The sequence below is a fragment of the Streptomyces sp. ICN903 genome (assembly GCF_022015835.1).
Lineage (GTDB): Bacteria > Actinomycetota > Actinomycetes > Streptomycetales > Streptomycetaceae > Streptomyces > Streptomyces fenghuangensis.
Genome location: NZ_JAKMAY010000005.1, coordinates 39,572 through 49,512 on the forward strand (window position 1 = coordinate 39,572; position 9,941 = coordinate 49,512).

General features: G+C 72.8%; 11 protein-coding genes and 1 riboswitch. Of the genes, 7 read left to right on the plus strand and 4 right to left on the minus strand.

Annotation, left to right across the window (positions count from 1 at the left end; genetic code table 11):
* Positions 1 to 95: 95 nt before the first annotated feature.
* On the minus strand, positions 96 to 1,109 hold the full coding sequence (locus tag L7D48_RS01260) for a hemolysin family protein (protein ID WP_237876261.1): 1,014 nt from the start codon (positions 1,107 to 1,109) through the stop codon (positions 96 to 98).
* A complete protein-coding gene (locus L7D48_RS01265) occupies positions 1,106 to 2,479 on the minus strand; it encodes a hemolysin family protein (RefSeq protein ID WP_237876265.1) in 1,374 nt (457 codons plus the stop codon). The genes L7D48_RS01260 and L7D48_RS01265 overlap by 4 nt, the downstream gene beginning before the upstream one ends.
* A gap of 662 nt (positions 2,480 to 3,141) precedes the next feature.
* Here L7D48_RS01265 and L7D48_RS01270 point away from each other — a divergent pair.
* The 6 genes from L7D48_RS01270 (at position 3,142) to L7D48_RS01295 (ending at position 7,931) form a co-directional block, all read left to right on the plus strand.
* The gene (locus L7D48_RS01270) at positions 3,142 to 3,597 is read left to right on the plus strand and encodes a tellurite resistance TerB family protein (RefSeq protein ID WP_237876269.1); all 456 of its coding nucleotides are present in this window, start codon (positions 3,142 to 3,144) and stop codon (positions 3,595 to 3,597) included.
* 149 nt (positions 3,598 to 3,746) lie between these two features.
* On the plus strand, positions 3,747 to 4,322 hold the full coding sequence (locus tag L7D48_RS01275; RefSeq protein ID WP_237876275.1) for a TerD family protein: 576 nt from the start codon (positions 3,747 to 3,749) through the stop codon (positions 4,320 to 4,322).
* 70 nt (positions 4,323 to 4,392) lie between these two features.
* The gene (locus L7D48_RS01280; RefSeq protein WP_237876306.1) at positions 4,393 to 4,641 is read left to right on the plus strand and encodes a twin-arginine translocase TatA/TatE family subunit; all 249 of its coding nucleotides are present in this window, start codon (positions 4,393 to 4,395) and stop codon (positions 4,639 to 4,641) included.
* A gap of 106 nt (positions 4,642 to 4,747) precedes the next feature.
* Positions 4,748 to 4,931: riboswitch (cobalamin riboswitch) on the plus strand.
* Between the two features lie 29 nt (positions 4,932 to 4,960).
* The gene (locus tag L7D48_RS01285; RefSeq protein ID WP_237876279.1) at positions 4,961 to 5,998 is read left to right on the plus strand and encodes an ABC transporter substrate-binding protein; all 1,038 of its coding nucleotides are present in this window, start codon (positions 4,961 to 4,963) and stop codon (positions 5,996 to 5,998) included.
* A complete protein-coding gene (locus L7D48_RS01290; protein ID WP_237876285.1) occupies positions 5,995 to 7,110 on the plus strand; it encodes an iron ABC transporter permease in 1,116 nt (371 codons plus the stop codon). The genes L7D48_RS01285 and L7D48_RS01290 overlap by 4 nt, the downstream gene beginning before the upstream one ends.
* Positions 7,107 to 7,931: an ABC transporter ATP-binding protein gene (locus L7D48_RS01295; protein ID WP_237876290.1), complete on the plus strand. Its 825-nt coding sequence runs from the start codon at positions 7,107 to 7,109 to the stop codon at positions 7,929 to 7,931. Before L7D48_RS01290 ends, L7D48_RS01295 begins: the two co-directional genes overlap by 4 nt.
* A gap of 35 nt (positions 7,932 to 7,966) precedes the next feature.
* Here the strand turns inward: L7D48_RS01295 and L7D48_RS01300 are convergent, their stop codons facing one another.
* Positions 7,967 to 9,043: a ferric reductase-like transmembrane domain-containing protein gene (locus L7D48_RS01300; RefSeq protein WP_237876296.1), complete on the minus strand. Its 1,077-nt coding sequence runs from the start codon at positions 9,041 to 9,043 to the stop codon at positions 7,967 to 7,969.
* Positions 9,044 to 9,240: 197 nt separating this feature from the next.
* Positions 9,241 to 9,429 carry a hypothetical protein gene (locus L7D48_RS01305; RefSeq protein WP_237876311.1) on the minus strand — a complete coding sequence of 63 codons (189 nt, stop codon included), beginning with the start codon at positions 9,427 to 9,429 and terminating at the stop codon, positions 9,241 to 9,243.
* Between the two features lie 180 nt (positions 9,430 to 9,609).
* Between L7D48_RS01305 and L7D48_RS01310 the strand changes: the two genes are divergently transcribed.
* Entirely contained in the window at positions 9,610 to 9,891 is a 282-nt protein-coding gene (locus L7D48_RS01310; RefSeq protein ID WP_237876301.1) for a heavy-metal-associated domain-containing protein, read from the plus strand.
* Positions 9,892 to 9,941: the final 50 nt, after the last annotated feature.

Here is a 9,941-nt window from a genome sequence, read left to right on the forward strand (position 1 = left end):
CCCCGGGGAAGCCGGCCCGGCCGGCGCCCTTCCGGAGATGTCGGCGCAGGGGTCGCCTCACGGCCGGGGCTCCGGCCGTGAGGCGACCGGCACGCTCACGCCGCGTGGGTCAGGCGGGCGATCAGGTCGTCCAGGCTCACGATCCCGGACAGCCTTCCCCCCTCGTCCCGGATGACGGCCAGGGTCGCGCGGCGCTGCCTGAGCAGTTCGATGCCGTCCGCGACCGTGTCGTGCGGCTCCAGCTCGGGAACCGGGCGGGCCAGGGCGCGGGCGGTGGCCGCGCGGCCGCGGGTGCGGGCCACCAGCACGTCGCGGGCGTGGACCGAACCGACGACCCGGGGGCCGTCCAGCACCAGCAGCCGGGTGCGGTCGTGCCGGGAGGCGGTGGCCAGGACGGTGTCGGCGTCCGCGTCGGCGGGGACGGCGATGACGCGGTCGGCGGGGACCATCAGTGCGCCGACCGGCTCCTGCGGCGCGGTGAGCGAACGGGTCAGCAGACCGGACTCGCCCTTGGTGATCAGGCCCAGGCGCTGGGACTCGGCGATGAGGTGGGTGAGCTGCTCGCGGTTGTGGACCGGGGCCAGCTCCTCGCGCGGGGTGACCCGGAACAGCCTGACCAGTCCGTTGCTGATCCTGTTGAGGATCCACAGCAGCGGCCGCACCAGCAGCGTGATGCCGCGGAACGCCGGGGCGAGCAGCATCGCGGACTGCTCCGGGTGCGCGATCGCCCAGGATTTGGGGGCCATCTCGCCGACGACCATGTGGAGGAAGACGACGACCGCCATGGCGAGGAGGAAGGCGATGGCGTAGGACAGCTCACCGGGCAGGCCGGCGGCCTCCAGCAGGGGCTCGACCTGGTGGGAGACGGCCGGTTTGGAGATGCTGCCCAGGCCGAGGGTGGCCACGGTGATGCCCAGCTGGGCGCCGGCGAGCATCAGGGACAGCTCCCGCATCCCGGCGAGCGCCGACTTCGCTCCTCTGCGGCCCTCCTCCGCGTAGCGCTCCATGCGGTGGTGCTTGGCCGCGACGAGGGCGAACTCGGCGGCGACGAAGAATCCGCTGGCCGCGAGCAGCAGGACGGTGACCAGCGCGGCGGTCCACGGGCTCATGCGTTCTCCTCCCGGCCGGTACGGCCGGTACGGTCGGTGCCGTCGGTGCGGCCGGTCCCGGCGGTGGTGCGGGCCAGCCGTACGCGCTCGGGCACGTGCCGGTCCAGGGACAGCACCTCGACGGCCGCGTGCCCGTCCTGCGTGGGCAGGGCGATGGTGATGCGGTCACCGACGGTGGGGAAGCGGCCGAGGCGGTCGATGACCAGGCCGGCGACCGTCTCGTAGTCCTCGGCCTCGGGCAGGTGGATGCCGGTGGCCTCGGCGACCTCGTCCAGCCGGCGGCCGGCGTCGACCCGCCAGCCGTCGCCGTCGGGCACCGCGGTCTCGGCCAGGCGGTCGGTCTCGTCGGCGATCTCGCCGACGAGTTCCTCCGCGATGTCCTCGAAGGTGATGATCCCGGCGAGACCGCCGTGCTCGTCCAGGACGACGGCGAACTCCTCGTCCCGCTCGCGCATCCGGTCGACCGCGTCCGGCAGCGGCTGGGTCTCGGGCAGCAGCAGGGCGGGGCGGGCCAGTTCGCCGGCGGTCGCCGTCGCGATGGAGGCGGCGCCGAGCCGCATGAGTTCACGCACGCCGACGACGCCCACGACGTCGTCGGGGCGGTCGCCGAGCACGGGGTAGTTGGAGTGGCCGTGGGCTGCGATCAGCTCGACGACCTCGGTCGCCGGGGCGTTCGCCGCGACGAAGGCGGTCTCCACGCGGGGCACCATGACCGTGCCGGTGTTGCGGTCGCCGAACTCCAGGGCGTGGTCGACGAGGTCGGCCGTGTGCCGCGGGAGATGGCCCTGTTCGTGCGCGGCCTCGATGAGGTGGCCGACCTCTTCCAGCGTCGCGCCGTGGTGGAGTTCCTCCACCGGCTCGATTCCGATCCGCCGCAGCAACTTGTTCGCGGTGCTGTCGAAGACGTGGATCAGCGGGCCGGTCACCTTCAGATAGGCCAGTGTGGAGGAGGCCAGGGCCTTGGCCAGCCGGTCCGGGACGGCCAGGGCCAGGTTCTTGGGCGCGAGTTCGCCGATGACCATCTGCAGCGCGGTGGCCAGGACGAACGCGACCGTCAGCGCCACCCCGCCCACGGCGGCCTCCGGCACCCCGGCGCCCGTGAGGACCGGGCGCAGCAGCTCGGCGAGCGCCGGTTCCGCGAGGAAGCCGACGACCAGACCGGTGACGGTGATGCCCAGCTGGGCTCCGGAGAGCATGAACGACAGCCGGCCCAGCACCTTCACCGCGCGTGCGGCGCGTTTGTCGCCGGAGGCGGCCTGCCGTTCCAGCGCGAGCCGGTCGGCGGCGACGTAGGCGAACTCCTGGGCGACGAAGTACCCGGTGCCGAAGGTGAGCACGAGGACGGCGAGCAGTCCGAGCCAGGCGGTCACCGCTCACCACCCCCCTGGCGGTTGACGGAGCGGGGCCGGCCGGCCTCACCCTGTGAGCGGGGTGGCAAGAGTGACTCCTGGGTTCGGTGTACTGGTTCGGTGGGCTTGGTGCGCAAGACGATACGGCCGCGCTCCGCGGTCGGCGCGCAGGTGACGGCGGGCACGCCCCGCCGTCGGGCCCGGTGGCCCGTCGCGCCGCGCGGTCCGCGTCTTCCGTGCAGGTGACAACTGCCGTCCGGTCCGTCGAGTTCCCGCGGTCCGGCGTGTGTGTCCCCGGACACGGTCCGCCACGGCCGCGGGCCGGTCATGTTCTCCATCTCTCCCAGCCGTTCACCGGGCCGACGGCGAGCAGCACGACCGCCACGACCGGCAGCCGGCTGGCCCAGTGCGGGCACCGGCCGGCCGAGCACCGCGAGTGCGACCGCCACCAGCAGGACCACCGCCCACACCATGCCTTGCCTCCCCGGCGTTCCGCGCCTCGCCCTCCCCGTCCGCCCGGAAGAGGGCGGGCGGGCCGGTCTTCCCGCTCCGTTCGTCCGGGCGGGAACACGGGGAGGACCCAGTAGCGCGACCCGCTCTTTGTTTCTACAGCAACGTAGAAGATAGCCTGACTCCCGGGCCGCGCCTTCGCGGTCCGGACCTCGGCGACGGATGGAGTGGACATGGCCCTGTGGGACCGCATCAAGGAATCCGCCCAGACCATGCAGGCTCAACTGGAAGCGAAGAAGAACGACCTCAAAAGCGGTGCTTTCCGCGACGCGTCCATGGCGATGTGCGCCCTGGTCGCGGCGGCGGACGGCACGATCGACCCGGCCGAGCGCCGGCGCGTCGCCCATCTGATCACCGGCAACGAGGTGCTGAAGAACTTCCCCGCCGACGATCTGCACCGCCGCTTCGAGGCATACCTGGACACACTGACCGCCGATTTCGAACTGGGCAAGGTGAGCGTGATGCAGGAGGTCGCCAAGGCGAGGAAGAAGCCCGCCGAGGCCCGCGCGGTGGTTCAGATCGGCATCGTCATCGGGGGTGCCGACGGCGACTTCGACGCGACCGAGCGGGCCCTGGTCCGCGAGGCCTGCTACGCGCTCGACCTGCCGCCCCACGAGTTCGACCTGTAACCCTCACCCGCCTCCCGGCCGCGCCGGCCGTACGTCGCGGGCGGGCGGTGGCCGGAACGGCACCCGCACATCTTCTACATTGATGTAGATTCACACTGGCGGCCGCCGGCGCAGAGGCCGGCGCGGCAGAACGGCAACAGGAGGAAAGCGTGGGAGTTTCCCTCTCCAAGGGCGGCAACGTCTCGCTCAGCAAGGAGGCGCCGGGCCTGAGTGCGGTCCTCGTCGGCCTGGGCTGGGACGTACGCACCACCACCGGCACCGACTACGACCTGGACGCCAGCGCCCTGCTGTGCGACTCCTCGGGGAAGGTCGCCTCCGACCGGCACTTCGTCTTCTACAACAACCTCACCAGTCCCGACGGCTCGGTCGAGCACACCGGCGACAACCTCACCGGTGAGGGCGAGGGCGACGACGAGGTCGTCAAGGTGGACCTCGCCGCCGTGCCCGCCGATGTCCACCGGATCGTCTTCCCGGTGTCCATCCACGACGCCGAGGCGCGCGGGCAGAGCTTCGGCCAGGTCCGAAACGCCTACATCCGCGTGGTGAACCAGGCCGGCGGCGCCGAGATCGCCCGCTACGACCTGAGCGAGGACGCCGCCACCGAGACCGCCATGGTCTTCGGCGAGCTCTACCGCCACGGCGCGGAGTGGAAGTTCCGCGCGGTCGGCCAGGGCTACGCCTCCGGCCTGGCCGGCATCGCCAAGGACTTCGGAGTGAACGTCTGACTCCGCGCGGGCCGCGCAGCGGTACCGCGAGTGGCTTCCGTACCGCACAGACCTCCGGAAAGGACCCATGGTGCTCGGGATCAGCGAGACAGCCATCCTCATCATCGTCGTCATCGTCGTCCTCGGCGCCAAGAAGCTCCCCGAACTCGCCCGCTCCGCGGGGAAGTCCGCCCGCATCCTCAAGGGCGAGGTCAGGGCGATGAAGTCCGACTCCTCTCCTGGCCGGAGCGCACCGGTGCCCCATGTCGTCAAGCACACGGAAAGCGGGCCGTCCTCCGCCGGAGCGGGCAACGCCGCCGACGGCGGAACTCAGCGCTGACACCGGCATCGCCGGCCGGGCCGCCTGCCTCGCGGGCGGCCCGGTGGGGACGAGACGGCACAGGGATGCGGGCCCCGGCCCACGCGCCCTTTCACCTCTGAATCCGCAGGACGTAATATCACCTGGTCATCACCGCGACGGGAGACAGGAAGCCGGTGCGAATCCGGCACGGTCCCGCCACTGTGACCGGGGAGTGCACCCCTTCGATACGCCACTGCGCGCCGCGCGGGAAGGCAGGGGGAAGCGTCGATCCGGGAGTCAGGACACTGGCCTGTCGCGGGCCCGTTCCGAGGAGCGCGGACTCCCCAGGAGGCTTCACATGTCCACCACCCCTGCGCGTGCCCATCTCCCCTCCCCTCCCCTCCGGCGCCGCGTCCTTCGGGCCGCGGCCGCGGCCCTGTCGGCGGCCCTGCTGGCCGCGGGCTGCGGCTCCCCCGGCGACGCCTCCCGGAACCCGAAGGCCGCGTCGGAGCCGGCCGAGGGCTTCCCCGTCACCGTCGACAACTGCGGTGTGACGACGACGTACGACAGGCCGCCGTCGCGGGTGGTCACCATCCACCAGCACCCTGCGGAGCTGATGCTCGCACTCGGCCTGAAGGACCGCATGGTGGGCACCGCCTTCCCCGACTCCGCTCCCCTGCCCGAGCTGAGGGAGGACTACGAGTCCGTCCCCCAACTGGCGAAGAGGGAGCCCTCCTTCGAGACGGTCCTCGACGCCGAGCCGGACTTCGTCTACGGCGGCTACCGCAGCGCCTTCGACGAGCACGAGGGCCGCTCCCGGAAGGCGTTCGCCGACGCCGGCATCGACACCCACCTCAACCGCGAGTACTGCGGAAAGAAGCGGGTGACGATGGAGGACACCTACGAGGAGATCCGCACCATCGGCGAGGTCTTCGGCGTCTCCGACCGGGCGGACAAGCTGGTCGCCGACCTGAGGGAGCGGGTCGACGAGGCCGCCGCGGCCGTCGAGGACGAACCCGAGGTGCCCGTCTTCGTGTACGACAGCGGCGACAAGGCGGCCTTCACGGCGGGCGGCAGGAGCCTGGGCACCGAGCTGATCCGGCTGGCCGGGGGCGAGAACGTCTTCGCCGACCTCGACGACGTCTTCGGCGACGTCTCCTGGGAACAGGTCGTCGAGCGCAAGCCCGAGGTCATCGCGATCTACGACTACGCCGGCGCCGGCAGCGTCGAGCGGAAGAAGGAGTTCCTGCTCTCCCGGCCCGCCCTCGCCGATGTGCCCGCCGTCAAAAACGAGCGGTTCGTCGTGCTGCCGCTGACCGCGACCCTGGTCGGCATCCGCTCGGCCCACGCCGTGGAGGACCTGGCCCGCGGACTGCACCCCGAGAACTTCCGGTGACGGCCCCGGCCGCGAGTGCGCCCGCCGATGCGGCCGTGCGGCGCCCCTCGCGCGACGGAAGGCGGGCGGGCCGGGGATCCCTCGCCACCGCCCTGCTCGTCCTCGCCGCCCTGCTGGTGGTATCGGCCACGGCCGGTCTGGCCATCGGCTCGGTGCGGGTGCCGCCCGGCCAGGTGTGGGGCATCGTGGCGCACGCGCTGGGCGCCGACTGGGCGGTCCCCGACTGGTCCCGGGCACGGGAGACCATCGTGCTGGACGTGAGGGCGCCGCGCGTGCTGCTCGGCGCGGTGACCGGCGCCGGACTCGCGGTGGTGGGCACCGCCCTGCAGGCCCTGGTCCGCAACCCGCTCGCCGAGCCCTATCTGCTGGGGGTGTCCTCCGGCGCGTCCCTCGGCGCCGTCGCCGTGATCGTGTTCGGGGTGACCTGGCTGGGACCGGTGTCGCTGTCGGCCGCCGCCTTCGCGGGTGCGCTCGGCGCGCTGCTGCTGGTGTACGTCACCGCTCGTACCGGCGGCCGGATCACCTCGGTCCGGCTCGTCCTGTCCGGCGTGGCGATCGCGTCGGTCCTCACCGCGGTGCTGAACCTCCTGCTGCTCACCACCGACCGGGGCAACGAGGCCCGCGCGGTCCTGGCCTGGACCCTCGGCGGCCTCGGCGGCGTCGGCTGGGACACTCTGTGGCTGCCCGGCGCGGCCCTGCTCCTGGGCACCGCCGTCCTCGTCGTGCAGGCACGCAACCTGAACCTGCTGCTGGCCGGCGAGGAGGCGGCCACCACGATGGGGCTGGACGTGGCCCGGTTCCGCGCCCGGCTGTTCGTACTGCTCTCCCTGGTGACCGGCGTGCTGGTCGCGGCGGCCGGGCCGATCGGCTTCGTCGGCCTGATGATGCCGCACATCGTGCGCCTGTTCGTCGGCGGCGACCACCGCCGGGTGCTGCCGACGGCGGCCCTCGGCGGTGCGGTCTTCCTCATCTGGGCCGACATCGCCGCGCGGACGGTCGCCGCGCCGATGGAGATCCCGGTCGGCGTGCTCACGGCCCTGTGCGGTGGGCCTTTCTTCCTGTGGCTGATGCGCCGGGACGCCCGGCGGGGCACCGACCGGGGAGTGGCATGACCGCGACCGACCTCCACATCGACGGCGTCACGCTCACCGCGGGAGCCCGGCACCTGGTACGGGACGTCTCCCTGAGCGCCCGTCCGGGCGAGACCATCGGGCTCGTGGGGCCCAACGGCAGCGGCAAGTCCAGCCTCCTGCGCGCCGTCTACCGCGTCCTGCGCCCCGACTCCGGCCGGGTCCGCGTCGACGGCGGCGACGCCTGGTCGCTGCCGGTGCGGCGACTGGCCCGTACCGTGGCCGCGGTGGTGCAGGAGTCGGCGGCCGACTTCGACCTCGCCGTCCGCGAGGTCGTCGCCATGGGCCGCACTCCGCACAAGCGGCTGCTCGACGGCGACAGCCCCGAGGACGCCTGTCTGATCGAGTCGGCGCTCACCGCGGTGGGCGCCGGCGATCTGGCCGACCGCTCCTTCGCCCATCTCTCCGGGGGCGAACGCCGGCGGGTGCTCATCGCCCGTGCCCTGGCCCAGCAGCCCTCCCTGCTCGTCCTGGACGAGCCGACCAACCACCTGGACATCCGTCACCAGCTCGAGGTCCTGGGCCTGCTGCGCCGCCTTCCGGCGACCGTGCTGGTCGCCCTCCACGACCTCAATCTGGCCGCGTACTACTGCGATCGCCTCTACGTCCTCAAGGACGGCGAGGTCACCGCCTCGGGTCCGCCCGCCGACGTTCTCACGCCCCGGCTGCTGGCCGAGGTGTACGGGGTGGCGGGCGAGGTGGTCCTCCATCCCCGCACCGGCAGGCCCCACATCACCTTCCTGCCCGGGGAGACCGCACCGGGCGCGGAGGAGGGCTCGGGAGCCCGGCCCGGCGGCGGCTGACACGGCTCCCGAGCCGCCCCCTCACACCGCATCCCTCACGGCGCGTCCTCCCCGCCGCGTGCCGCCGCTGCGCCGGCGCGCGGCGCGGGGCGCAGGCGGTGGACGACGACCGCGATGACGGCGAGCAGCGCGGCCAGCCCCACCCACACCTGTGTCTGGGTGACGTTCAGACCGGCGCCGGCGACGCCCGGGGTGCGGCCCCCGTCCCGGCCGGTCGCGGCCACCACCAGCAGGGCCACCACGGTGGCCGCGGCCGCGGCCCGCCCCGCCAGGCGGGCCGCCAGGGGCAGCGCGCCCGGCCGCCTGGCGGCGTCGCGCAGGTGCAGGCGCTCACCGCGCCGCGCGGGGGCCAGCAGCCGGATCAGGAGCAGGGCGGCGACGGGCAGTTGGAGGAGCCACACGGTGGTGCGGAAGGCCCCGTCGTACCAGAGGTTGGTGCCGTACAGCAGGGTGTGCCACACACTCAGGACGTAGACGACGATGACGAACCGGTGCAGGGCCCGCCACATGCGGGAGCCGGTGGCCTGCCGCAGGTAGAAGGCCAGGCCGAGCGGGATGGCGAGGTAGAGGGCGAGCAGGCCGATCAGGATGGCGATCCGGCCGGTTCCGGAGGAGTAGACGCCGGGGACGAAGACCTCGGCGAAGGAGGTCGCCAGACGCCCCGCCCAGCCCGCCCCGTCCTCGTTCGCGCGCACCAGTTCGGCGAAGAACAGGGCGGCGTGCGCGAACATCAGGCCGATGGTGGTCAGGCTGGTGGTGCGGTGCCAGCGCTCGATCCGTGCCACCGGCAGCCGCAGCCACCCCGGTCTGGCGCTCGATCTGACCAGGCCCAGCATGACCGTGATCCAGGCCCACAGCAGGCCGGTCCAGCCGAACGCCTGGCATAACCAGTACATCCAGTACCGGTCGGCGTCCGCCAGCTCGGGCATCACCTGGAGCGTCATGGAGGCGCCGGACTCCACGCGCGCGTACAGCCACGCGAAGACGCCCGCGGTGATCACCAGCGCGGCGGTGGCGTCGGGCACCGCCGCCCGCAGATCCGCCCGCAGCGCGGACCGGTCGAAACGTTTCCGGCGGGTCGTCGGAGTCGTCGGGGCAGAGGTCTGCGGCATGGCGGGACGCGTCCTTCTCGTGTGGGGGCGGGAGGAGTCGCTGCCCGGCCCGGCGGGTGAATCCGGGCAGTGCGCCCCGAGAGTAACCACGGCCGAGCTCCCCGGAAAGACCCGGCAACCGCCACAGAACCTCGCCGGGTCCGGCGCTTCACTCCTCCGACGGCACCAGACCCGTCCCGGATCCGTCCCCGTTGCGGTCACGGGTGCGGCCGCCCCCTGTGCTCCGGCTCCCCGTCCTCCTGGCCCGCTTCCGCCCCATGGTCGGTGCGCACCACGGGGGCGGGGTCGGTGGTGACGGGGTCCACCGCGTTCCCCACTCCGTACGCGACTCCGAACGCGGCCGCGAGCGCGGCGGTGAACGCGGCGATCTTGAGTCCGGTGTTCATGGTGCTCTCACCCTCCTTGAACGTGGCCTGCCCAATCAGGTCCCGCCACGGAAGCATATACCTGGAGGGGGTATACACAGGCGAGCGGCGAGGACTTGCCAAACATAGGGGAGGGGGGTATACATGACGGCACCAGGAATACCCCCCTAGGGTATTAACGAGATCTCCCGGAGGAACACCATGTCGTCCTGCTGCACCCCCGACGGAAGCTGCTCGACCGGCACCGCCCGGACCGCCACCACCGAGGGCACCACCACGGTCTACACGGTCTCCGGCATGACCTGCGGTCACTGCAAGGCCACCCTCACCAAGGTCATCGGCGACCTCGACGGCGTACTGGACGTCGAGGTCGACGTCGCGGCCGGCCGGGTCACCGTCACCACCGCCGGCGCGCCCGACGACGCCCGGATCGCCGAGGTCGTCGACGAGGCCGGATACGAGCTCACCGGCCGGGCCGCCTGACCTCCCCCTTCCCCGTGCCGGGCCCCGCTCGACGGGCCCGGCACCCGCCC

Bases quoted from the DNA above. Each gene is read 5' to 3' on its own strand.
- L7D48_RS01310 (WP_237876301.1), top strand. From the start codon at position 9,610: ATGTCGTCCTGCTGCACCCCCGACGGAAGCTGCTCGACCGGCACCGCC.
- L7D48_RS01270 (WP_237876269.1), top strand. From the start codon at position 3,142: ATGGCCCTGTGGGACCGCATCAAGGAATCCGCCCAGACCATGCAGGCT.
- L7D48_RS01295 (WP_237876290.1), top strand. From the start codon at position 7,107: ATGACCGCGACCGACCTCCACATCGACGGCGTCACGCTCACCGCGGGA.
- L7D48_RS01300 (WP_237876296.1), bottom strand. From the start codon at position 9,043: ATGCCGCAGACCTCTGCCCCGACGACTCCGACGACCCGCCGGAAACGT.
- L7D48_RS01285 (WP_237876279.1), top strand. From the start codon at position 4,961: ATGTCCACCACCCCTGCGCGTGCCCATCTCCCCTCCCCTCCCCTCCGG.
- L7D48_RS01305 (WP_237876311.1), bottom strand. From the start codon at position 9,429: ATGAACACCGGACTCAAGATCGCCGCGTTCACCGCCGCGCTCGCGGCC.
- L7D48_RS01260 (WP_237876261.1), bottom strand. From the start codon at position 1,109: ATGAGCCCGTGGACCGCCGCGCTGGTCACCGTCCTGCTGCTCGCGGCC.